The organism is Variovorax paradoxus EPS, assembly GCF_000184745.1.
Classification (GTDB): Bacteria; Pseudomonadota; Gammaproteobacteria; order Burkholderiales; family Burkholderiaceae_C; genus Variovorax; species Variovorax paradoxus_C.
In genome coordinates this window covers 2,506,301-2,529,111 of sequence record NC_014931.1, presented here as the reverse complement: position 1 = coordinate 2,529,111, position 22,811 = coordinate 2,506,301, and the positions used below count along the sequence as shown (strand labels likewise).

The window sequence follows — 22,811 nt, the reverse complement described above, 5'->3', positions numbered from 1 at the left end:
GGAACGAATCAGCGGGATGCTTGAAGAAAGCCTTGGGCCAGCGCGCGCGTCACTTCGGCCGCCGGCACCTCGCGGCAGCCGGTGGCGTTCTGCCCCGACCACAGCGGAGAAAAGTCGCCGCTGCCCTGCGCCTCGGCCTTGGCGCGCAGCGGCGCGATGCCCGATGTGGCGAGCGGAAATTCGGGTGCGGCTGCGCCGATGGGCCCCAGCTCGCGCATCACGCGATTGACGATGCCACGCGCCGGCCGGCCGGTGAAGAGATTGGTGAGCGCGGTGTGGCGCGCCGCTTCGCTTTTGAGCGCCGCGCGGTGGATCGCGCTCGTCGTGGCCTCGGGCGTCAGCATGTAGGCGGTGCCGATCTGCACGCCTGCCGCGCCCAGCGCCATGGCCGCGGCCACGCCGTTCGCATCGGCGATGCCGCCGGCCGCGATCACCGGCACCTTCAGCGCGCGCACCAGCTGCGGCAGCAGCGCGAAGGTGCCAAGCTGCTTCGTCAGGTCATGCGAGAGAAAGTGCCCGCGGTGCCCGCCAGCCTCGAGCCCCTGCGCGATGACCGCATCGGCGCCATGCGCTTCGAGCCACAGCGCCTCTTCGACCGTCGTGGCCGAGGCCAGCACCTTCGCGCCCCATCCATGCACCCGCGCCAGAAGTTCGGCGGGCGGCAGCCCGAAATGAAAACTCACCACCGGCGGCTTGAACTCGGCCAGCAGATCGGCCACGTCGGCGCTGAAAGGGTTGCGCCCCGGGCCGGTCGGGATGCTCGTCGCATCGATGCCGTATTCCGCGTAGTACGGCGCGAGCGCGGCGCGCCAGGTGGCCTCGCGCTCGGTGCTCGGCACGGGCGGCGTGTGGCAGAAGAAGTTGACGTTGTAGGGCTTGTCGGTGCCGGCACGGATCGCCGCGAGTTCGCTGCGCATCACCTCGGGACTCAGCATGGCGCAGGGCAGCGAGCCGAGCCCGCCCGCGTTGCTCACCGCGATGGCCATCGCGCTGACCTGGATGCCGGCCATCGGCGCCTGGATGAGGGGGAGTTCGGTGCCCAGGATCTTCTGCAGCGTCGTCATTCGAATGCTCCTTCTGTGTCGAATGCCGGCGATTGTCTCGCCAAGCCGCGGAGCGCTCCGGCCGCGGGGTCATCGCGGCACGGTCGGGGCCGCCGTGCGCTGGCTCATCGGACCTCGTGCCGGTCACTTGCGCTGGAGCGCCTCGGCCTTGTGGATCGCCTTCTTGCCCGACTTGCTGCTCTTGACCTCGAACTCGGGATGGGCCTTCGTCGCCTTCGCGGTGTGGCCCTTGACGCTCGCGGTGCCCGTCACCTTGCGGGTCACCACGCCCGTCGTCTTTCCTTGCGAGGTGGTCCAGGCGACCTTGTCGCCGGGCTTGGGTTCGGTCTTCATGGGTGTGCCCTCGTTGTGCTGCATCTGTGATCTGTGTTGGCGGCTTGCCGCTGCACAGTCTGGACAGGCACCGACGCCGGAAACGTCGAGATGACCAACGAAAGGCGTAGGACGGTGCCGCCTTGCGCCCGCCTCGCCCGGTTACTCCTCGCTCGTCCACTCCACCTGCACACCCAGGCTGCGCAGGTTCTCCACGAAGCGCGGATGCGCGCGGCGGATCGGCGTCGCGTTGCGGATCTCCGAGCGCCCTTCGATGCTCGCTGCCACCATGAAGAGCGCGATCGCCACGCGGATGATGTAGGGGCTCTCGACCACCGCCGGCGTCAGCGGATTGCCGCCAAAGGTGATGAGCCGGTGCGGGTCCGACGAGAACACGTGCGCGCCGAATTTCGAGAGCTCGCCGGTCCAGCCCAGCGCGCCGTCGTACACCTTGTTCCAGAACATCGCATTGCCCTGCGCGCGCACGCCCAGCGCGATGAAGATGGGCAACAGGTCCACCGGAAAGTAAGGCCACGGCGCCGCCTCGACCTTGGTGAGCACGTTGCTCGTGAACGGCGTCTGCACCTTCAGCGGCCCGGTGCGAATGGCGCGCGACCAGCCGTCCGCATGCTCGATGCGCACGCCGAACTTCGCGAAGGTGCGGTCCAGCAGCGGAAAGTTCGACGGCGCGCTGTTGCGCACGATCACGTCGCCGTCGGTGATGGCGCCGAGCGCGAGAAAGGTCGTGATCTCGTGGAAGTCTTCGTCGAAGCGGAACTCGCCGCCGGTGAGCGCGCCGCCGCCGTGCACCGTCACGCGCGAGGTGCCGATGCCCTCGATGCGCACGCCGATCATCGCCATGAAGCGGCAGAACTCCTGCACGTGCGGTTCCGAGGCGGCATTGGTGAGCGTCGAGGTGCCGTCCGCGGCGGCGGCGCACAGCACGAAGTTCTCGGTGGTCGTGACCGAGGCGTAGTCGAGCCAGTGGTCGGTCGGCGTCAGACGGCCGTCGCTGTGCACGAGCAGCGAGCCTTCGGTGCGCTCCACCTGGCCGCCGAAGCGCTGGAAGACCTCCACATGCGGATCGATCTCGCGCACGCCCAGCGTGCAGCCCTTGACGTTGTCTTCCAGCCGCGCCACGCCGAAGCGCGCGAGGAGAGGCGGCACCAGCATGATCGACGAGCGCATCTCTTCGGGCAGGCGATGCAGCGCCGCATCGAACGCGGTTTCGCGGTGGTGCAGTTCGAGCGTGCCGCTCGCGTGGTCCATCTGCACGTCGCTGCCGAGGGTGCGGAAGATGTCCAGGATCTTGCGCACGTCGGTGATGTCGGGCACGCCGAGCAGCCGCAGCGGCTCGTTAGTGAGCAAGGTGGCGCAGAGCACCGGCAGCACGGCGTTCTTGTTGGCGGAGGGGGTGATGCGGCCGCGAAGCGGCGTGCCGCCGTGCACGATGAGGTTGGACATGGAGGTGCGGGGAACGGGAAGCGGGAGGGAATCGAGGGAAAGATCGCGGAACGTCCGCGACCGGGTGCCGGGACTTTACCGTCGGCGGATGGCGCCCACGGAAGGGGAAGTACGAACTTGCCTGGGCCGACGGTGCCAGGCGCCTGATTGTCCATACATATGAACAGTCATGCCATGAATAGCGGCTGTCGGTTTCGCTCGCAAGTCCATACCATTCAGGTCATTGGACAACCGAAAGGATTGAAATGAGCAAACCCGAATTATTCGTCACCCCCGGATATGGAAAGCAATTCCTCGACAGATTGCATTATTCGCAAGCCGTCAAGATCGGCAATCGCGTGGAAACCTCAGGTCAAGGCGGCTGGAGCGACGATCTGCAATTTCCCAATTCGCTTGAAGATGAAATTGCGCAGGCATTCAAGAATGTCGAGCGGACGCTGGCAACTGCCGGCGCCAGTTGGGAGCACGTCGTTCACGTCAATTCATACCACGTCGGCGGATTTCCGCCGGTGGTCAATGAAACGATGGCCAGACTTTATCGTCAATACATGCCGAACCACGCGCCTATCTGGACGGAATTGGATGTCGCATCCCTCGCGCATCCGGATATGCATATCGAAATTCGCGTGACCGCAATTATTCCGTAATGGGCAGATCAACTCCGAATTTCTGAACCACCCAATCGGCAAACGCTTTCAATCTGGCATTCTGGTGGCGATTGGGTGGATAAAGAATATGAAAAGGCATTGCGGGCCTTGACCAATCTTCCAGAACCGCCACCAATTCACCCGAATCCAGATAAGGCTGGACGATGCGCCTGAAATGCTGCCCGACGCCCAGGCCCGCCAACAGCATTTCCTTCAGGCCATTGCCTTCGTTGGTCGAGAAGACGCAATTGCCGATTTCGAAGCGCTCATTTCCACGTTCGAATATCAAAAGCTCCGGTTTCCCTGTCGAAAAGAAATAACACGCGGCGGCGTGATTCAATTGAAGATCTTCTGGGGAAGAGGGAATTCCCTTGCAATCCAGATAAGCCGGCGCGGCGCAGGTGACATATTGAAGTTCGGTCACCCTTCGCCCAACCATTGCCATATCGTCGAGCCTGCCAGCGCGAATTACGCAATCCACGCCCTCTTCCACGATCTTCAATGGCCGGTCGCTGATTCCGACTGCAACGGTAATTTCGGGATATTCGCGATGAAAGTCCGGCAATTCGGGAATCAGCAGGCTATTGGCAAATACCGCTGGCGCATCAATTCTCAGATGCCCGCTCGGCTTGACCTTTTTACCCCGCACTGCGCTTTCGACCGAATCCATTTCGGCGATCCAGCGCATTGCGTGTCCGTAATACTCGATACCGTCCGATGTGGGAGTCACCGCGCGCGTGGTCCGTTGCATCAATTTGATGTTCAGGTGCTTTTCAAGATCGGTAATCAATTTGCTGACCGTCGACCGCGGAAGTGCCAATTGATCCGCGGTGCGGCTGAAGGAACCCGTGTCCACCACTCGTACGAAAGCCCGCATTGCGAGGAGTTGGTTCATTGAAATCCATTCACTCAAGACGGATAAAAAGGCGGCCACATTATCCATCCATGTGTTCAATTACGCCCAAACAGAGCATCTTCAAGACGCTGCCCTGCAACCCGGAGGCCGACTTCGCCCACGTCACACGGACGCGCGATGATTTCCTCTCTCTCTGCTTGGGTCTTCATCAACGCACAGCGCCACGGCCCGGGCAGTCTGGCTCTATTGCTTTTTCCCGTTCGAGTATTCGTGGCGCAGCAACGAGAGCTGCACCAGGTCGTGATGCTCGCCCCACCAGAAGCCGGCCTGCCGCTGGCGTCCTTCTTCGACGAAGCCCAGTCGCCGCAGAAGCTTCAGCGAGGCTGCGTTCTCCGGATGGACCTGGGCTTCGATGCGATTCAACGCCATCGATTCGAACCCCCAAGGCAAAGCGGCAACTAGCGCCTCCGTCATCAGGCCATCGCCCCAGGCATCGCGTGCGAGTTCGTAGCCTACGGTGCAGCTTTTCCAGTTCCTGTTCCATCGGAACAAGCCGCATGTGCCGATGAGGCGGCGGTCCTGGTTGCGCTCGATCGCCCATCTGGTTCCCAGGACCGGCGGTTGGCGCCAACCCGCGAAGGTCTGCACCATCTTCTCGGCTTCCGCCAGGCTCGCGATCGGATCGTTGCCGAACCAACGCATGGCCTCGCGGTCACCGTGGATGGCGAGCAAGGAGGCTGCGTCGGTCGGGACGATCTCGCGCAGCGTGAGGCGGGGGGTTGTCAGGGATGGGAAGGGCTCGGCAGGTGCGTCTGCGGTGTTGGCGTTCGTCATGACAGGTTGCTCCAGTTTTTCGACCCGGCCTTGATTTCAACTTCGAACAACCCGGCCTTCGACACGGCTTGGTATGGCTTGAAGATCGGCTCCGACTGGAGCCTGCATTTGCGCCGCGAACTCAATATTCGCTGGACCAGAGTAAGCACGTTTTTGATCTTGCCCCCGTATTTCAGGACACGGGCTATTCGCAATGTAGCGTCTGCTCGATCTGAGCAAGACGCTGGTTGGCAGCGCGATGCTGCCTGAACTGAATCGCCCCGGCTTTCATGGAGGCCGATTGGTTTAAGTCAAGCCGCCATCTTGGCGGTCTGACTGGCGAGTTGCCGGTAATAGTTTGCCTCAGCTTCTGCAGGCGGGATGTAGCCGATGGGTTCGAGCAGGCGATGGTGGTTGAACCAGGCCACCCACTCGAGCGTCGCGAACTCCACCGCCTCCTTGGTCTTCCACGGTGCTCGGCGATGGATCAACTCGGCCTTATAGAGGCCGTTGATCGTCTCGGCCAGGGCGTTGTCATAGGAGTCGCCTTTGCTTCCCACTGATGGCTCGATGCCAGCCTCTGCAAGCCGTTCGGTGTATCGGATGCTGACGTATTGCGACCCGCGATCGGAGTGACAAATCAAGCTGCCGTCGCGTTCGGGTTGACGGTCGTACAGCGCTTGCTCCAAAGCATCGAGCACGAAGTCCGTGCGCATCGAGTTGCTGACCCGCCAGCCCACGATGCGTCGGGCGAACACATCGATCACGAAGGCGACGTACAGCCAGCCCTGCCATGTCGACACGTACGTGAAATCCGAGACCCATAGCTGGTTCGGGCGCTGTGCTCGGAACTGCCGGTTGACACGATCCAGCGGGCATGGTGCTCTGGCATCGCTGATCGTGGTCTTCACCACCTTGCCGCGCATTACGCCTCTCAGCCCCAGGCGCCGCATCAGACGCTCGACTGTGCAGCGGGCCACAGCCGTGCCTTCGCGTGCCAGTTGCCTCCAGACCTTGTCGGCGCCATAGACCTGCATGTTGGCCTGCCAGACGCGCTGTATCGCCGGCATGAGGACATCGTCGCGGTGTGCTCTGGCGCAGCGCTTGTGCGGCTCACGCAGCAGCGCCGCGTGCCGCCGGTAGCCCGACGGGGCGACCTGCAAGACCTTGCAGATCGGCTCGACCCCGAAGGTGCCGCGATGCTTGTCGATGAAATCCCTCAGGACTTCAGCCGGCGGTCGAGCTCCGCCTGGGCGAAAAACGCGCTCGCCAGCTTCAGGATCTCGTTGGCTCGGCGCAGCTCCTTGACCTCGCGTTCGAGCTCCTTCATCCGCTGGGCCTCGCTGGTCGTCACGCCTTCTCGAACGCCGTTGTCGACCTCGTCGCGCTTGACCCATTCGTTCAGCGTCTGCGGCACACAGCCGATCTTCGGTGCGATCGACTCGACTGCCGCCCACAGCGACGGGTACTCCCCGCGGTGCTCCTGCACCATCCTCACCGCGCGCTCACGCACCTCGGGTGAAAACTTGTTCGACTTCTTCATGGCTCAATCCTCTCAGAGTGTTGAGCCTCCACAAAAGCCGGGGCGATTCAGAACTCCCTGGGTGATTTCATCTTCAATGCCGAGTGCGGATGCACCTCATTGAAGTGCTCGAAGGCTGCGGCCATCTGCGCCATCACCGTTCTCGCATCGGCAAGGTCCATGCGGCTGACGTAGTCGCGCTTGAACGTGTTCACGAAGCTCTCGGCGATGCCGTTGCTCTGGGGGCTGCACACGGGCGTGTTGACTGGGCTCAGGCCCAGTTGTCGAGCGATCTGCCGGGTCTCGGCAGCGATGTAGGCGCCCCCGTTGTCCGAGAGGAACTCCAAGACGTGGGTACTGGGAACACCCTCGACGCCGCCGAAGCGCTTCTCCACGGCCTCGATGAGCATTTCGCGCACCGGCTCGCCCGGCAGCCCTTTGCCCTCCCATGCCGATAGGCCAGGATCTCACGGTCGCAGCAGTCCTTGGTGAAGGTCGCGGTCACGGTCTGCCCCCAAATCACACTTGATCTCGAAGCCGTCCGAGCACCAGCGCATGTCGCTGTGCGCGACGGCCACCTTGCCCTCATGGGGCCGGCTGGACTGGCGCCGTCTCGGCGCCTTCGGTAGCAGCAATGCATGAGCCGCCATCACGCGGTAGATGCGCTTGGCGTTCACTCGCGTCGCACCGGTGGTGGCTCGATGCCGGTTCACCAACGCGCAGGCACGCCGGTAGCCATAGGTCGGCAACTCGGTGATCTGGGCCTTGATCTCGTCGAGCAAGGCCACGTCGCTTGCAGGCGCCGTGCGTCGTGTCCGGGCGTCGATCCAGGACTCGGGGCGAGCTTGCAAGCGATGAATGTTCGAGCGCGCCAACCCAAGGGCCTGGCAGACGGCCTTCACTGGCCGTCCCCGTCCAGCAAGGGCGAGCGCGCAATCCATTTTTTTTCCGCGGCGTACTCCACAGCTTCCTTGAGGATCTCGTTCTCCAGCGTCTTCTTGCCAAGCACGCGCTGTAGCTTGGCGATCTCGGCACGAGCGGCTGCCAGTTCCGAAGCCGGCACCACAGCCTCGCCCGCCGATACAGCCGTCAGCGCCCCTTGCCGCTCCAGCTTGCGCCACTGGAACAGCAGGCTGGCGGCAACGCCTTCCTGACGTGCGACGAGCGACACGCTCATGCCAGGTTCGTAGCTTCGACGAACCAGCGCGGCCTTCTCTGCAAGGGACCAGCGCCTGCGGCGCTGGTCCCTCATGATCACTTCGACGGTATCCGTATTCCTAGTCGTACTCACAGTCCTACTCCTATCTTTAAAGATAAGCGATAGACCGTGTCCTGTCATTCAAGGGGCCAGCTCATTTTTAGATTCCTACAAAGTTGGTGGGCGATGTCTTGTGGCCGAGCGCAGCCCTACGCAGATGGACGAGGGATCGCGTTGTCGTGAAGCCCAACGATCCGCTCGATCTCCACATCACCGATCTTTCTCGCCCCCTCCATGAAATGTCCGCGCACGCCAACCCTGGCGCGAGATCCATGCACAGACATTCGCATCTCGGGATTCAAGATCCACATGGTGGCCCTTCCTTCCAGAGGAACGGCAACGCCCTCCTCGATCGGTTCACCGCGTTCGTCGAGAAACTCTGGATGAATCATGAAGAGGTCGCCTTTCATCGGGTCATCGCTTTCGTACATGAAGTCGCAGCGCAGATGCTGGAACGTGATTTTTCGGCCGTCCTCGGAAGGCGAATAGAGACGGTACTTCACGGTGAAATCCTCTCGATGCCCGCGAGCTTCCTTGTATGTCTTCATATGCGGCTTCAAAACATTGTGCTTCGGGGTACACACACCATGTAGATGCGAAACGCGAAGCCACCAGCGGCCTGTAGATGGTTGGCTTCATTGGTCATGCATTTGACTTGACGGAGTGAATCGGAGACACCCGATGAGCGTCAGGCATGGCTACGTCGCATGTATGCAAACGCATCAACGCGGCGCGGGGTTCTGCAAACGCTCCTGAACGGCTTGCTTGGCGCGTGCGTTCATTTGCCGAAACTCGTCCAGCAACTTGTCGCAGGACAATTTCTGTGCCTCGCACAAGGCAGTTGTTTCTATGAAAACACCGCCGCTCCCGGCGATCTTGATTCCACGCCGGACCACAGCCGGATGTGCGTAGTGGCCCGCGGGTGTAAATGACCATTGCGTATAGGTAGGCCCCGGCTCACTGATGATGGTCCACCTGTCCGGCTCGGTGACCGTTACCGAAGAGCCCGGCGTCTCCTCGAGTACCCGCATTGCCTCAGCGACGCTCGGATAGCCGATGACTGTTGTCCTCTTCTGCGTGTCGGCGCCCGATACGTCAGCAGGTTGCGACTGAACATCCGCACCAGCGACAAGCAACGCGCCTGCGAATATCGCTCCGAGCGCAAATCGAGAGGAGGGATGTGATCCGACCGCCCTGGCCTCAGTGAAGTGAATTCTTCTCAATGAAAACTCCTTTCATGCTCACTTCGCCCCACAGCAAAGACTTCAAAGTCGAGATGATGCTCAAGATGTCTGCTCCGGGAGATGAGTTGCCTCGAAAAGGGTTGGTTCAGGCCGATGAAATCGAAGCTTCGATTTTTCTCTTCAACCGTTGCCCGGCGAGAAGAAGAATCTTCGCGAATCGCTCATCGCTGGCTGGGTCCGCGAGGCCCATGAGCACCCTCCAGTTTGCGAGAGATACAAGGTACTCGCCCCACCCCATTCGCTCCACGACCCGGGCCACCATTCTTTGCTTGCCGTCTTGAATGTCGTAGAGCCGTGCGCAAAGACAAATCTTCGGTCTCCAGCCCAGCGGCAGCGCGGCGAAATCAAGGGCGAAGTCGGTAAAGCCGCCGCGGGAGTGACTTTCAACGGCGATGTCCACACACACATCGCCATTGCCCGGGTTTGCGACACCGGCCGCGTCCGCATACCCGAACGATTCACCGAGGACGGCGAGAAGGCTCGGACGCAGTTCCTTGCCTTGCCGCAGCCCCGCTTCCAAGTGGCGCCACACATCCCGACGCGGCACCACGCGCACCACGCCGAGGTGAAGCTTGATCGGAGGACGGCGGCGGAACGAGAACATCTTGATGAGGCGGATTGAAGCCACTCAATAGGCTGGTTCTTCAAGGACGATGCAGCGTCTCGCCATCAAAAGCAATGAGGCCACGGCTGTTTGCGGCTTCCACGATGTGCGCAATCAGCGGATCGATGTCATGCCGTCCGGAAAGTGCGAAGTGAAGCAGCTTCCCGTGGCCGTTGCCCTCAAGTGGAGACTCCGCCCAAACGCATTCGTCTGCTCGTTCATCGGGCAGATCCCTTGGTTCGGGATAGATGCGCACCAACGCAGCAACCAGGTCCTTCAGTCGTTGATCGAGCGGCTGGGGCCGAGCTGCAAGCGACTCGTCGAGTTCGAAAATCCAGTCGATCGCTTCGGCGTCGTCATCTGGAACAGGAGGGACAAGAACCATCATCGAATATGGCATGACGTCAGGACCTCGATTTCTTGACTGATCGCCCGGATTCCGCCCAGACGACGACTTCGGCAACAGGGTTGAACGACAGATCCGATTCGCCCCAAAATCGAATGCTGTGACTCGGTTAGCTTCATGCGAATCGCGCGCCAAATGCACTCGAAAGTGCGACCGGCGCCGGGCCGAATAGTAGACGCTTTGGGCTCCCGGTTGGGCGAGCCATCGACGGTGAGCATGCTTGCGAATGCTGCGGCTGCCGTCGGCCTCGGCCTTCAGGCCGAAGCGAAAGTCTCCCCCAGTCTTGACCCAGGTCAAGCGCCGTCCCCTCCCCGCTGGCTAGCATCGAAGGCAACACGAGGAGACACCGTGGAACTCGAGATACCGGAAATGCTGGCCGCTGTACTGCAGGGTCAGGTCGGCGCGCAGTCGCCGCTTGGCTTGCAGTTGGGTGGGTATGGCGCCGGCAGCGGCGTGCGCATCGTGTCCAGCCAGCATTTCGACGGCCACTCGCTCAACCTGCTCTTCCAACTCGGCATGGCCGCCGGTGCGCGCGACCTGGTGTTCCAGCTGCTCGCGCTGGACAACCTCAACGGCGAACCGCTCGCCCGGCCCATTCCGAGCCTGGAGCTGATGGTGCCGGCGCTGATCGAATGGCTGCGCCGCGACCTCATCGACGGCTGGCTCTATCAGCGCGGCAAGGACGGCGCGCTGCTTCCCTGGCTGGTGCACACGGTGCGCCTGGTGAAGCCCACGGACGGCGAGGCCTATGTGCTGGTGGGCCTCTTGGCCAACACGCTGCAGGCGGCCGGCCGCGAGCCGCCCACCGAGCCGCGGCTGCGCTTCTCGGGCATGACTTGGGGCCTGAGCTTCTACGCGGAAGACCTGCCCGGCCGCACGCTGGCCGGCCTCTTCGCCGACCACGGCTTTCACAAGGAGTGCGCCGAGTTCAAGCGCGAGTACGACAAGCAGCTCGCATGCTTCACGCGGCTGCAGCCGCAGTTCGGCGCCCAGTTCAGCGTCGACGGCTGCGTCTGGACGGCCGGCGAAGGCCCGCGGGCCGGCATGTCGTGCCACCGGATGCCCGAAGGCGCGACCGTGCGCTGCGTGAACGACGAAGAGCTGCTGCGGCGCCGCTTCGACCCGGCCGCCGACGCGCACTACTGGCGCGAGAGCGGCGTCGCCAGCGGCTTCGACCGCATTCCGCAGCACTGCTATCTGCATCTGTTTCATTTGGACTGGCACCGCAACGTCTGGGTTCATGCGCAGCATGTGCAGGCCTACACATATCAACCCCAACTGCGCGAGCGGCTGGTGCTGCCGCAGGCGCATCGCGACCTGATCGACATCCTCACGGCCGACCGCAGCTTCCTCGTGGAAGACGTGGTGCCCGGCAAGTCGGGCGGCACCACCATCCTGTGCAAGGGCGCGCCGGGCCTGGGCAAGACGCTCACGGCAGAGGTTTATGCCGAGGTGGTCGGCAAGCCGCTGTACCGCGTGCATTCGGGCCAACTGGGCGTGACGGCCAACTCGGTCGAGGCCAGCCTCACGAAGATCCTGCAGCGTGCCGCGCGGTGGGATTGCGTGCTGCTGCTGGACGAGGCCGACGTGTACATCCGCCGGCGCGACAACGACCTGCAGCACAACGCGATCGTGGCGGAGTTCTTGCGCACGCTCGAATACTTCAGCGGCCTGCTCTTCATGACCACCAACCGCGACGGCGACATCGACGAGGCGATCCTGTCGCGCTGCATCGCGGTCATCGACTACCAGCCGCCGGGCCCCGACGACGCGCGGCGCCTCTGGTCCACGCTGTCGGCGCAACTGGGCGTGGAGCTGCCGGGCACGGTGATCGACAGGCTGGTGGCCGACTACGCCGGTGCGAGCGGGCGCGACATCAAGGAGCTGCTCAAGCTCACCAGCAAGTACTGCCGCCGGAAGGAACTTCCGCTCTCGACGCAGGCGTTCGCGCAATGCGCCGTGTTCCGCGGCATCGCCTGCGCTTCGCAAACCGGCGCGCGGACGAGGAACGACGAATGATCGATGCCGGCAGCCTGCTCGGTGGCGCGCTCACCGGCCGCCTGGCCTTCCGGCCGGGCGCTCTGCCCGCTTCAGCGCCGCTGCCGCCGGGGCGCCACAGCCTTGCGTTCGCCGAAGCACGCGAAGCCGTGCTGGTGGTGCCCGAGGGCTTACCGCTAGATGCACCGCTGCCGCTGCTGGTGATGTTCCACGGCGCAGGCGGTGAAGCCAACCGGGTGCTGCCGCATTTCGTGGCGCACGCGCGGGCGCGGAAGTTTCTTCTGCTTGCGCCGCAATCGATGTACCCGACGTGGGACATCGTGGTCGGCGGACACGGGCCCGACCTGGAGCGGCTCGACGGCGCGCTCTCGACGGTGGCCGGGCACTTTCGCATCGACCCCGCGCGCCTCGCGTTCGCAGGCTTCTCCGATGGCGGCAGCTACGCCCTCTCGCTCGGCGTGACCAACGGTGATGTGGCGAGCCATGTGATCGGCTTGTCGGCGGGCTTCATGAACGCATTCACGCAGACCGGAAAGCCCCGCGTGTTTCTGGGACACGGCCGCGCTGATAGCCAGTTGCCCATCGAGACCAGTGCGCATCCGCATGCACGGCGGCTGCTGGAGAGCGGGCACGACCTGACGCTTCAGCCCTTCGATGGCGACCACGTCATCGTGCCGTGGGTCGTTGCGCGGGCGGTCGAGTTCTTCATGGGACGGCAGGAACCGTAGCGCCCGCCTGCTCCTGGCATTGCACCTCGCGCAGCCGCTGGTGCGCATCGCCATCCCACACGATCGGCTGCTGGTTCTTCGCACGCAGGTAGTGGTGCGTGAACACGGCCAGATAGGCCTCCAGCGTTTGCTCGGCGACGTGCTCGCCCGCCAGGTTCATGCACAGGGCCGCCACTTCGCTCGTGCAGAAATGGTCGTCGCGCCCGGAGCGGCGCAGCTTGTATTGCGATATCTGCTCGGGCTCCAGGCTCAGCACCGGCAGCGCATCGAGGTACGGGCTTCTGCCGAACATCTTGCGGGCCTCGCCCCAGGTGCCGTCCAGCAGGATGAAGAGCGGGCGTTTCACTGTTGCACCATCCAGCGATTCGAGCGAAAGCGGCACGGTGTGCACCACGCGCTCGGGCGCGGCATATTGGCCGGGAAACACCACGTAGGGCTGCCACTGCGGATCGGCCAGCAAGGCAAGCAGCGCGGGATCGGTCTCGGTGCGCGCCCAGCCGAAGGCGAAGGTGTCGGGCACCACATCGGCGATCAGCCAACCCGTGTTGCTCGGCTTGAGCGGCTCGATGTCCGCCATGAGCAGGCACACGCCCGCACGCGTGGTCACCGACGGGCGCAAGGCGCACATGCAATGGCTGGGCAGCAGCCGGCAGCCCGCGCAGCGCTCGCGCTTGAAGCCGCCGCGGGCCAGGAAGGGCTTGGCGCTGCGCGCAAGGCGTGCGGCGCGAAGGAGAGAGACGGCGTGAGGCATGCGGGGATTGTCGACCCGAGGCCGGCCCGCACCGGATGCGCCGTCGCCGGGGCTCACTTGCTCACGACCAACGGCTTCCCCTTCTCGACCAGATAGGTCGCGAGTTCCGCCGCGTTGTCGCTGCCGACGTTCTTCGCCGAGTGAACCGTACCCGCCGGGATGAACAGCGAATCGCCGACCTTGAGCGTGATCGGCGGCTTGCCCTCGAACTGGTACTGCACGGTGCCTTCGAGCACATACGCGATCTCTTCGCCGGGGTGCGAGTGAAAGCCGAAGGCAGCGCCCTGCGCGAAATCGACGCGCACCTGGATCGCTTCGCGGCCGGGATCGGCCAGGTCGTGCTTCAGCGATTGGGTTCGCCCGATGCCCGGAGGTTGCTGCGCGAATGCGAAATGCGAGGCCAGGGTGCTGCCGGCGAGCAGCAGCATTGCGGCCATCGTTTGGAACTTGAACGTCTTCGTCATGGGAGTCTTTCGATGTGAGGAGTGGATGACGAAGGCGATTCTTGGAGCGATGCACCCTGCTCTGCGCGCACACCGTATGCCTGTGTATCCGGGCGCGCTTTCACGACAATAAATTTCACGGGCCGCGTGGTGCGCACGCGCATCGATCGACCGCTCGACTGTTTCGTGCGCGGCGCCGTGGCCCCTTGTTGCGGGCGAAGTACGCGCCTAGCATGCAGCCCATCCACCACCATCCGCTTGCCAGGAGAGACCATGCAGCTTCACACCGCACGCATCTTTGTCCGCGACCTTGCCGACGCCTCCCGCTTTTATGAAGAGGTACTAGGCCTGCAACTGAAGGCCGATGGGCGCGAGCAGGGCTTCTGCGTGTTCGATGCCGGACCGATGAGCCTGGTGGTCGAGCGTGTCGAGGACGATGCGCCGGAAGAAGACCGGGTGCTGGTCGGACGTTTCACCGGGCTGTCTTTCGACGTGGCGGACATCCAGTCGAAGTACAAGGAGCTTTCGTCGCTCGGCGTTGACTTCAGCGGGCTTCCGGAGCGGCAGCAATGGGGCGGCGTTCTTGCAACGCTTCGCGATCCTGCGGGCAATGAGCTTCAGTTGGTGGAGCAGCCTCGGGCGTAGCGATGGATCTCCGGAGCCAGCCGTTTGTGCTGGCTAGTAGCCGGGTAGCCAAGGCTCCTGATCGATAGCCGCGAGAGCTGCCTCGCAGCCGAAACTGCGCTTCAGAAAGAAAATCAAACGTCCCTGATGAACGACCTCTTAGGGCCGCATTGCGCTTGGGCAACGAACGATGGTTATGGCCGACTCCAGCCAAAGGGCGTGAAGGCCGCAGGGCCCGTTGCAGACATAGGCGTATCCCGATAAGTGGGGCTGCGGGAGTCCTGGTGAACCGTAGGCATTTTCATTGCCACATTTCTCGTAGAAACCTGACCTGGCGATCCAGTACCTCGTCTCGAGTTGGTCTGTCGAGCACATGCCCCTGCCCTTCAAGAACGATGAGTTCGCACCGGCTTCCCAAGCCTCGCGCTCGTTCGCAGAACACCTTGCTCCGCTCGATCGGGGTAGTGTGATCCGCGTTGCCCTGCATGATGAGAGTCGGAGCAATACTTCTGGTCAAAGTGTGTGTGGGGGACAAAGACGAAGGCTTTCCGTGTCCTTTCATCAGGTCTCGAAACAACCCGTCCGAGACGGCATCCACTACAGGCGAGACGAGCAGTAATGCGTCGGGGCCGCCATTGCCAGAGCTACCCTCTGCAGAATCGCAGCCAACCGTCGCCGCAGACGCCACGAGTTGGCCGCTCGACGAGATTCCCCAGAGTGCAACCCTCGATGGCGCAAGTCCAAGCCTGCCGGCATTCTTTCTCAGGAATGCGAGCGAGTAGCAAACGTCCGAGAACGACTCGACTGGCGAACTCGTTGCATCCGCCAGTCTGTACTCGACAACCGCGGATACAAACCCTTTTTCAGAAAAGTATCGCGCCGATCTGAAGAGCTGTTCGGGGCTGCCGCGCGACCATGCGCCGCCTTGTACCAAAAGGATGGCGGGCCGCGCGCTACCCGCGATGTCTGCAGGCGGAAATTCGAAAACTCGAAGATCGCGACCGGCGATGTTCCGGTACACCGAAGTGTTCGGTGGTGCAACTTGGTTCGCTGGATCTTCTGCAGCTCGTGGTGACGTTGCGAGAGTTACTCCGGCCAGAAGGCCAATCGCTACAGCGCAGGAGCGGCGCAGTTTGCGCGAGATCACAGAGGCCTTGGTTTCACGCATCGAATATCTCCTCTTGACCCGTTTGCAGCCAATAGTCCGAGTGTTCATTTTCGCCCGCGAACCAGCCCATAGCCACCGTGGCAATGCCAACCAACGCACCCTACGCGCGAAACCAGACCTTGAGCGTCACATACATCGCATAGCCGAGGCCAAGCACGAGCCACGCCAGGAAGAACATGTTGGCCCAGTACTCACCGGGGTTTGCCGCCAGGGTGTAGACCTGCATCTGGCAAGCCTTGCCCATGCACGGCACCTCCGCGCGAAGCAGCGCGCGCAGCAAGGCAAACAAGAGGTAGCAACCGACGACAGCGATCAAGAGAAATCCCACCGGCCCGACGAATCCTTCGGTGCGTTGGTCGCGCTCATCGCGATATCCCTTGCGAAGCAGGTTCTGCCCGAATTTGTACCAGGCGAATCCGAGCAGGAGCATCAGCAGGTAGTAGAGGGCGGTCAGCATGTCTGTTGTCGAGTCGTTGTACTGCGAGGGGAGTGATTTCGGCGACGGGATGGTATCCGCGAGTTCTGGCCACCGTTATTCTGTGATGGCCGGGCGTGCAATGCGCCCATTGATTGCATCGAAAACCGAGCGGCTCCATCTCATTTTTCGCGCTGTTCGAAAGTACGCGGGCCTGCGAACAATTGTGACCGTTCGTTTCTTCCCGCCACGTACTCACCACTCCTCGTCAATGAAACACCTGCTCGCCCTTGTCGCCCTGACCGTCACGCTGGTCGCCTCGGCGCAGGAGAAGATCCTGATCGGCCAGTCGGCGCCTCTCACCGGCCCCGCGGCCGCGGCGGGCACGGCGTTCGTCGGGGGCGCCCGGCTCTACATCGACCAAGTGAACCGTGCGGGAGGCGTCAAGGGGCGCCTTGTCGAACTGCGCACGCTGGACGACATGTACGTGCCCGAGCGTGCGGCCGCGAACGCCAAGACCTTGGTCGATGCGGGCGCGATCAGCCTCTTCGGTTTCGTGAACACGCCGGCCTCGGTGGCCGGTGCGCAGGTTGCCGTCGAGAACCGGGTGCCGTTCATTGCACCGGCCACCGGCGTGAGCAGCCTGCGGCAGCCCGGCAACGACTACGTCTTCAATGTGCGCAGCAGCTTCAAGGACGAGACGAGCCACATCGTCTCGCACCTGCAGGTGCTGGGCATCAAGCGGATCGGGTTCTTCTCGCTGGAGATTCCCGAATCCAAGGTGATGTTCGACCACATGGGCGGGCTGCTCGGCAAGGGTGGGCAGAAGTTCTTCACCGCCGTCAACCAGCCGCCCGGCAAGGTCGACCTGAAGAAGGCGGCCGAAGAACTCAAGCCGAAGGAAGTGCAGGCCATCGTGATGTTCTGCCCCGGAAAGATGTGCGCGGACCTGGTCGGCGAAATCCGCAAGCAAGGCGGCGCGCCGACCTTCTACACCATCTCCTCGGCAGGCGACGTGTTCGGCGAACTGGCTGCCCAGGGCGTGAGCATCGCGGTGACGCAGGTCATGCCCTACCCATGGACCGTGGGTGCGTTCCCGATCGTCGCCAAGTACCAGCAGGCGATGAAGGCCGCCGACGACACCCGCATCGGCTACTGGAGCCTGGAGGGCTACATCAGCGCCCAGGTGCTGGTCGAAGGGCTGCGCCGGATCAACGGCACGCCTTCGCGCGCATCGATGCTCGCGGCCATGCAGAACCTCGGCCATCTCAACCTGGGCGGCTTCGACCTGACGATCGACCAGAACGATCGCAGCGGTTCGCACTTCACCGACCTGACGCTGGCGCGCAGTGGGGGCAAGTACATCCGCTGAGCGTGGGGCGGCGCGCGATTGGTTAGCGGCGCCAAGCCCGCAAGACTCCGGGCGACGCGACGGCCTTGGCGAGCCGTCGATCGCACGCCCGCGCCGATAGGCAGCGCCCCGCACACTGCCGCGATTGAAATTTATTGTTGGCCAACGCAGCCCGGATACAGAGGCATACGAAAGCCGATCGGCAAGCCGCCTTCGCATCGAAGAATCGCGCCATCCCTTCGGAGAGCGCGCGGCAACTGAGTGACGACTGCGCCTCCGGAGTGTCTCAACACACACTTCCAGGAGTTCCCGATGACCGCTTCCTCCCCGCTGCTTCGCCGCTCTTTCCTCGCCAAGGCCGCGCTCGGCGTGGCCGCCGCCCAGATGACTTCGATGGTGCCCGCCTTTGCCCAATCCGCCGGCACCGCCGCGGGCGGCGCGAGGCACCTCGAGCCGCTCAAGCGCATCGAGGCCAACGGCCTGAGCGTCGGCTATTACGAAGCCGGTCCGGCGAATGGCGCGCCTGTGATTCTTCTGCACGGCTGGCCCTACGACATCCACATGTTCGTGGACGTCGCGCCGCAACTGGCCGCCGCGGGCTTCCGCGTGATCGTGCCGTACCTGCGCGGCTATGGCGCCACCCGCTTCCTGTCGGCCGACACGCCGCGCAATGGGCAGCAGTCGGTGGTGGCGGTGGACATCATCGCGCTGATGGACGCGCTGAAGATCCAGACCGCCACGGTCGCGGGTTGCGACTGGGGCGCGCGCACCGCCTGCATCATGGCCGCGCTGTGGCCCGAGCGCGTGAAGGCGCTGGTGTCGGTCAGCGGCTACCTCATCGGCAGCCAGGAGGCCGGCAAGGCGCCGCTGCCGCCCGCGGCCGAGTTGCAATGGTGGTACCAGTACTACTTCGCGACCGAGCGCGGCCGCGCCGGCTACGAGAAGAACCGCCACGACTTCGCCAAGCTCATCTGGCAAATCGCATCGCCGAAGTGGAACTTCGATGCGGCCACCTTCGATCGCAGCGCCGTCGCCTTCGAGAACCCCGACCACGTGGCCATCACGGTCCACAACTACCGCTGGCGCCTCGGCCTCGCCGACGGCGAGGCGAAGTACCAGGCGCTGGAAGACCGGCTCGCCAAGGCGCCGGTGATCGGCGTCCCGACCATCACGCTGGAAGGCGACGCCAACGGCGCGCCGCACCCGGAACCCAGCGCGTACGCAAAGAAGTTCTCGGGGCGCTACGAGCACCGGCTGGCGAGCGGCGGCATCGGCCACAACCTGCCGCAGGAAGCGCCCGAGGTGTTCGCGAAGGCCGTGATCGACGTGACGCGCGGGTGAGCTGCAGCGTCAGAGGCGGAGGGGTCCCGCGGCCTGGTCCGCCGGGCCTCTAGACCAGTCGCAGCTCCCGCGGCGCCACGCCCTCGAACACCCGCCCGAGCTGCGCGGGCGAAAGCCCGTACATCCGCCTGAACAATCCACCGAACACCGCCCGGTATTCGTTGAGCACCGGGTAGTCGCGGTTCTGGAACAGCGTGGCCTGCGTCAGCGCCTGCTGCTCGCCGACGATGCGCCCGCCCGCCTCGGCCGAGAGGCCTCCGCCGAGCACCCAATAGACGCTGCCGTGGCCATGGTCGGTGCCGCGGTTGCCGTTCTCGCGGAAGGTGCGGCCGAATTCGCTGATGACGACCACCACGGTCTGGCGCCAGGCGTCCTCGCCCATCTCCTGTGCGAAGCCGGCGACGCCGCGGCCCAGTTCTTCGAATCGGTTGGCGAGGTAGCCGGTGGCGGCGCCCTGCCCCACGTGCGTGTCCCAGCCGCCGACGTCGACAAAGCCCAGGTCGAAGCGGTCGCGCATCAGCACGGCCATGCGGCGCGCGACGAGCTCGAAGCCCTTGGCGCTCATCGCATTGCGGCTGGCCGCGTCCATCTCGGCCTGCACCGCGCGCATGACTTCGTCGCGCACCTGAAAGCCTTCGGCCACGGGCTGCGCAAGCGATGTGTTGCGGTACATGGCCGCGATGATCTGGCTCTGCCGCGCATCGATGCTGGAACGCGCATTGCCCGCGAGCGCCATGTTGGCGGCCTTGGCCTCGCCGCGCAGCGAGATGGGCAACTGGTCGGTGAAGGAGATGGGCGACACGTCGGTCACCGGGCCGCCGCCGAGCACGCCAGCCAGTCGGTTGAGAAAACCCGAGCGGTAGTCGCGCCGCTTGTCGAGCGCCTGGCCGAGCTCGATGGAGTCCTGCGTTTCGAAGTGGCTGCGCGTGAGGTCGTCGGTGCCCGCGAAGGCGATGAACGAGGCCTGCTTCTGCTGGAAGAGCGGCATCACGCTTTGCGCAAGCGCGGGGTGAAGACCCCAGTTGCTGTCGAGCGGCAGCGCGCCGTTGGGCTGGCCCGGTCGCGCGATGGCGATGTTCGGGCGCGAGGCGTAATAGAAATCGCCGGCGGTCGGCACGAGCAGGCTGGTGCAGTCGTAGGCGCCGCGCAGGAACACGACGAGCAGCTTGGCGCCCTCGGCGGAAGGCGCGGCGATCAATTGACCGGCGGCGCCCGCGAGCGGTGCGGCGGCGATCAGCTTCAGGAGTTCTCGGCGTTGCATCACATGTGTTCCTTTCTTCTGCCTTGCTCCTTCCCCCTCTGGGGGAAGGTTGGGATGGGGGCTCGACGGCATTCGATCCGCCACGGCGCTTCATCGAACGCCGCTTGCCCCCACCCCTGCCCTCCCCCAGAGGGAGAAAAAACAAAACCTCAACGACGCATCAGCTCGGGCGATGCGAGCAGGAAGGTGTTCCATTCCTGCGGGGTCTTCGCTTGCGCGAGCGCTTCGCGCGTATCGGTGCTCAGCCCGACCTGCATCGCGCGGACCGCACTCGATTCGGCCAGTGGCGGAAACGCGGGCTTCTCCAGCGGCGCCTTTTCGTCGGCGCGGAACAGCACGGCACCGTTCGCTCCGATGGCCCGCGCGATCTCGAAGCGCGTGTTCATCTGCCCCGCGCTCGCCCATGCGGCCTCGTTGAGCGGATAGCCGTCGGGCGTCTCGTGCCCATACAGCGGCTCGCCCATGCGGTTGATCCAGCCCAGCATCGGGCTCACGTTGAGCACCACGCGGTCGTCGTAGGCGAGCCGCACCCCGGCCATCACGTAATGCACCGGGTCGCGGAACTTGCGGCCGAGCGAAGCGGCGAACTCGGGCGATTCGAACAGCGCCTTCAATGTGATTGCGATGTCGCCATCGCTGCCCGTGAAGGCGGCAGCCATGCGGTCGATCAGCGCGGGCGATGGCTCGTCGGCGACGAAGTACACCGCGAGCTTGCGCGAGATGAAGCGCGCGGTGGCGGGCGCGCGCGCCAAGCGGTCCAGCGCCTCGTCGGCTTCCGCGAGACCACGCGCCTGTATCGGCTGGCCCAGCAGCGTCTTGGCACCGTAGTCGTGCCGGTTCGGGTTGAACTCGAAGAGCCCCTTGCGCACATAGTCCGCGCGCACCGCGGGCCGGACGTTCGGCGGCGCCGCGTCGAGCGGCTGCTGGCTCACGCCCACGCCGGTGAGCACGCGCGCGAGTTCCTGCACATCGGCCTGCGAATAGCCGCCGCCCACGCCCAGCGTGTGCAGCTCCATCAGCTCGCGCGCGTAGTTCTCGTTGATGCGGTTGGCGGCGTTCTGCGCGTTGTCCAGGTAGCGCAGCATCGCGGGGTGGTGCAGCGTGGCGCCGAGCAGGTCGCGGAACTTCCCGAGCGCATGCGGGCGGATCGCGTTCTCTTCGTAGTCGCCGACGAGCGCGCGGATGTTGTCCTTGCGCAGGTTGACGTTGAAGTGGTTCATCCAGAACCAGGTCATCTGCTCCTGCAGCTGGTTGGGCGAGTACAGCGCGCGCAGCACGAAGCGTTGCTGCGCCTCGCGGGCGAGCCGGGTCAGCTCCTGCTGGTAGGCCTGGCGCGCGGCTTTCTTCTGTTCTTCGTCGGGCAATGCATCGGCGGCCTTGCGCTGGGCGTCGAGGCCGATCACGAGCTGGTCGAGCGGCGTCCGCGTGATCGTCATCGCATCGATCTGCGCTTGTGCGGCCGGGGGCAAGGGTTCGGGCTGCGGCTTCAGCTGCCGCCCCATCCAGCGCGCGAGGCCGGTCTTCGCCAACTCGGCCTGGCTGCCGGCGTTCGCGCCCCAGGTCACGCGATGGAGCCATTGCAGTTGCGCGGCCGGGCTGTCGGCCGCAGTGCTCGAAACAGACAGCGGGGGCGCATCGGATCGCAGCGATCCGGTCGTGCAAGCCGCCAGCAGCGCTGTCGCCATGGCGGCCGACACCATGCAGAGACGGCCAGGATGCAGCATGGAACTCATCATGAACCGATCAACCCGCAGCGGGCCGATGCGGTTGACGGCCCCTCGGTGCCAGTCAGGTAAAGCTGGCGGTCAGCTTCGTTGCAAGCCGAAACGAAAGCAGGCGAATCAGGCGCTCACGACCTGGCTCGGCTCCGCACCCGCAATCTGCTTGAGCGCCCGCTCGAACACCTCGACCGGCTGGCCGCCGGAGATCAGGTGCTGATCGTTGATGATGATCGCGGGCACCGAGTGGATGCCGGCATCGGTGTACATGCGCTCGCGTTCGCGGGTCTCGGCGGCGTACTCGTCGCTCGCCAGGACCTCGCGGGCCCGCGTTGCATCGAGGCCCGCTTCGGTCGCCGCGCGCACCAGCACCTCGGGGTCCGAGGGGTTCTGGCTGTCGGTGAAGTAGGCCTTGAGCAGCAGCTTCTTGAGCGCCGCCTGCTTGGCCGGGCTCTCGAGCTCGGCCCAGTGCAGCAGCCGGTGTGCGTTGAAGGTGTTGTAGACCCGGGGCCGGCCCTCGGGGCTGAACTCGAAGCCGACGGCCGCGCCGCGCTGGCGGATCATTTCGCGCGCCTCTGCTTGCTGCTCCCGCGAGGAGCCGTACTTCTGGTTCAGGTGCTCGAAGGTGTCCTGCCCTTCGGGCGGCATCTGCGGGTTCAGCTCGAAGGGCTGGAAGTGCAGTTCCGCGGTGACCTCCGGTGCCACCCTCTTGAGCGCCGCCTCGAGCGAACTCAGGCCAACGGCGCACCAGGGGCAAGACACATCGGAGACGAAATCGATCTTGAGGTGGGATGAAGAGGTGGTCATGGCGCCATTCTTCATG

23 protein-coding genes, 1 pseudogene and 1 other annotated feature are annotated in these 22,811 nt (G+C 64.2%); of the genes and pseudogenes, 6 read left to right on the top strand and 18 right to left on the bottom strand.

Annotated features, from left to right (window positions below; translation table 11 throughout):
- Positions 1-8 precede the first annotated feature (8 nt).
- The 3 genes from VARPA_RS11665 to VARPA_RS11655 all read right to left on the bottom strand — a co-directional run bounded on the left by VARPA_RS11665 (position 9) and on the right by VARPA_RS11655 (position 2,840).
- On the bottom strand, positions 9-1,064 hold the full coding sequence (locus tag VARPA_RS11665; protein WP_013540762.1) for an NAD(P)H-dependent flavin oxidoreductase: 1,056 nt from the start codon (positions 1,062-1,064) through the stop codon (positions 9-11).
- A gap of 123 nt (positions 1,065-1,187) precedes the next feature.
- Positions 1,188-1,397 carry a DUF2945 domain-containing protein gene (locus VARPA_RS11660; RefSeq protein ID WP_013540761.1) on the bottom strand — a complete coding sequence of 70 codons (210 nt, stop codon included), beginning with the start codon at positions 1,395-1,397 and terminating at the stop codon, positions 1,188-1,190.
- 141 nt (positions 1,398-1,538) lie between these two features.
- Complete coding sequence (locus tag VARPA_RS11655; RefSeq protein ID WP_013540760.1) at positions 1,539-2,840, bottom strand: UDP-N-acetylglucosamine 1-carboxyvinyltransferase; 1,302 nt, start codon at positions 2,838-2,840, stop codon at positions 1,539-1,541.
- A 245-nt stretch (positions 2,841-3,085) separates the two neighbouring features.
- Here VARPA_RS11655 and VARPA_RS11650 point away from each other — a divergent pair, with 245 nt between their 5' ends.
- Positions 3,086-3,487, top strand: a complete 402-nt coding sequence (locus tag VARPA_RS11650; protein WP_013540759.1) for a RidA family protein — start codon at positions 3,086-3,088, stop codon at positions 3,485-3,487.
- Here VARPA_RS11650 and VARPA_RS11645 read toward each other — a convergent pair.
- The 8 genes and pseudogenes from VARPA_RS11645 to VARPA_RS31020 form a co-directional block, all read right to left on the bottom strand.
- Positions 3,477-4,382: a LysR family transcriptional regulator gene (locus VARPA_RS11645; protein WP_013540758.1), complete on the bottom strand. Its 906-nt coding sequence runs from the start codon at positions 4,380-4,382 to the stop codon at positions 3,477-3,479. The genes VARPA_RS11650 and VARPA_RS11645 overlap by 11 nt on opposite strands.
- A 204-nt stretch (positions 4,383-4,586) precedes the next feature.
- The gene (locus tag VARPA_RS11640; RefSeq protein WP_013540757.1) at positions 4,587-5,177 is read right to left on the bottom strand and encodes a GNAT family N-acetyltransferase; all 591 of its coding nucleotides are present in this window, start codon (positions 5,175-5,177) and stop codon (positions 4,587-4,589) included.
- 290 nt (positions 5,178-5,467) lie between these two features.
- A protein-coding gene (locus VARPA_RS11635; RefSeq protein ID WP_416367497.1) for an IS3 family transposase occupies positions 5,468-6,699 on the bottom strand; the annotation gives its coding sequence in 2 pieces (ribosomal slippage) (positions 5,468-6,408 and positions 6,408-6,699; 1,233 coding nt in all).
- Positions 6,305-6,421: a sequence feature (AL1L pseudoknot), on the bottom strand. (Overlaps the previous gene by 117 nt.)
- A 47-nt stretch (positions 6,700-6,746) precedes the next feature.
- Positions 6,747-7,930 (bottom strand): annotated as a pseudogene (locus tag VARPA_RS11625) (IS3 family transposase).
- Positions 7,931-8,085: 155 nt separating this feature from the next.
- Positions 8,086-8,484 carry a hypothetical protein gene (locus VARPA_RS11615; RefSeq protein WP_041942863.1) on the bottom strand — a complete coding sequence of 133 codons (399 nt, stop codon included), beginning with the start codon at positions 8,482-8,484 and terminating at the stop codon, positions 8,086-8,088.
- Between the two features lie 174 nt (positions 8,485-8,658).
- The gene (locus VARPA_RS30175) at positions 8,659-9,159 is read right to left on the bottom strand and encodes a hypothetical protein (RefSeq protein ID WP_144298965.1); all 501 of its coding nucleotides are present in this window, start codon (positions 9,157-9,159) and stop codon (positions 8,659-8,661) included.
- 106 nt (positions 9,160-9,265) lie between these two features.
- Positions 9,266-9,808 carry a hypothetical protein gene (locus tag VARPA_RS11605; RefSeq protein ID WP_144298964.1) on the bottom strand — a complete coding sequence of 181 codons (543 nt, stop codon included), beginning with the start codon at positions 9,806-9,808 and terminating at the stop codon, positions 9,266-9,268.
- Between the two features lie 16 nt (positions 9,809-9,824).
- Positions 9,825-10,184, bottom strand: a complete 360-nt coding sequence (locus tag VARPA_RS31020) for a hypothetical protein (RefSeq protein ID WP_144298963.1) — start codon at positions 10,182-10,184, stop codon at positions 9,825-9,827.
- A gap of 354 nt (positions 10,185-10,538) precedes the next feature.
- Here VARPA_RS31020 and VARPA_RS11595 point away from each other — a divergent pair, with 354 nt between their 5' ends.
- Together VARPA_RS11595 and VARPA_RS11590 are read left to right on the top strand one after the other, a co-directional pair.
- Positions 10,539-12,209, top strand: coding sequence for an ATP-binding protein (locus tag VARPA_RS11595; protein WP_013540752.1), 1,671 nt, complete (start codon positions 10,539-10,541; stop codon positions 12,207-12,209).
- The gene (locus VARPA_RS11590) at positions 12,206-12,916 is read left to right on the top strand and encodes an alpha/beta hydrolase (protein ID WP_013540751.1); all 711 of its coding nucleotides are present in this window, start codon (positions 12,206-12,208) and stop codon (positions 12,914-12,916) included. The genes VARPA_RS11595 and VARPA_RS11590 overlap by 4 nt, the downstream gene beginning before the upstream one ends.
- Here VARPA_RS11590 and VARPA_RS11585 read toward each other — a convergent pair.
- Positions 12,894-13,667: a tRNA-uridine aminocarboxypropyltransferase gene (locus VARPA_RS11585; RefSeq protein ID WP_013540750.1), complete on the bottom strand. Its 774-nt coding sequence runs from the start codon at positions 13,665-13,667 to the stop codon at positions 12,894-12,896. The genes VARPA_RS11590 and VARPA_RS11585 overlap by 23 nt on opposite strands.
- Before the next feature lie 53 nt (positions 13,668-13,720).
- Positions 13,721-14,131, bottom strand: a complete 411-nt coding sequence (locus VARPA_RS11580) for a cupin domain-containing protein (RefSeq protein WP_013540749.1) — start codon at positions 14,129-14,131, stop codon at positions 13,721-13,723.
- A gap of 252 nt (positions 14,132-14,383) precedes the next feature.
- On the opposite strand from VARPA_RS11580, the gene VARPA_RS11575 reads away from it, so the two are divergent.
- The gene (locus VARPA_RS11575; RefSeq protein ID WP_013540748.1) at positions 14,384-14,755 is read left to right on the top strand and encodes a VOC family protein; all 372 of its coding nucleotides are present in this window, start codon (positions 14,384-14,386) and stop codon (positions 14,753-14,755) included.
- A 280-nt stretch (positions 14,756-15,035) separates the two neighbouring features.
- Here the strand turns inward: VARPA_RS11575 and VARPA_RS30560 are convergent, their stop codons facing one another.
- Both VARPA_RS30560 and VARPA_RS11570 read right to left on the bottom strand, forming a co-directional pair.
- Complete coding sequence (locus VARPA_RS30560; RefSeq protein WP_013540747.1) at positions 15,036-15,902, bottom strand: alpha/beta hydrolase; 867 nt, start codon at positions 15,900-15,902, stop codon at positions 15,036-15,038.
- 100 nt (positions 15,903-16,002) lie between these two features.
- A complete protein-coding gene (locus VARPA_RS11570; RefSeq protein WP_013540746.1) occupies positions 16,003-16,359 on the bottom strand; it encodes a hypothetical protein in 357 nt (118 codons plus the stop codon).
- Positions 16,360-16,588: 229 nt separating this feature from the next.
- Between VARPA_RS11570 and VARPA_RS11565 the strand changes: the two genes are divergently transcribed.
- Entirely contained in the window at positions 16,589-17,689 is a 1,101-nt protein-coding gene (locus VARPA_RS11565; RefSeq protein WP_013540745.1) for an ABC transporter substrate-binding protein, read from the top strand.
- 291 nt (positions 17,690-17,980) lie between these two features.
- Entirely contained in the window at positions 17,981-19,009 is a 1,029-nt protein-coding gene (locus VARPA_RS11560) for an alpha/beta fold hydrolase (RefSeq protein ID WP_013540744.1), read from the top strand.
- A 49-nt stretch (positions 19,010-19,058) separates the two neighbouring features.
- Here the strand turns inward: VARPA_RS11560 and VARPA_RS11555 are convergent, their stop codons facing one another.
- The 3 genes from VARPA_RS11555 to VARPA_RS11545 form a co-directional block, all read right to left on the bottom strand.
- On the bottom strand, positions 19,059-20,270 hold the full coding sequence (locus VARPA_RS11555) for a DUF1501 domain-containing protein (RefSeq protein ID WP_013540743.1): 1,212 nt from the start codon (positions 20,268-20,270) through the stop codon (positions 19,059-19,061).
- A gap of 149 nt (positions 20,271-20,419) precedes the next feature.
- A complete protein-coding gene (locus tag VARPA_RS11550; protein WP_013540742.1) occupies positions 20,420-21,970 on the bottom strand; it encodes a DUF1800 domain-containing protein in 1,551 nt (516 codons plus the stop codon).
- A 141-nt stretch (positions 21,971-22,111) separates the two neighbouring features.
- Positions 22,112-22,795, bottom strand: a complete 684-nt coding sequence (locus tag VARPA_RS11545; RefSeq protein ID WP_041943522.1) for a DsbA family oxidoreductase — start codon at positions 22,793-22,795, stop codon at positions 22,112-22,114.
- Positions 22,796-22,811: the final 16 nt, after the last annotated feature.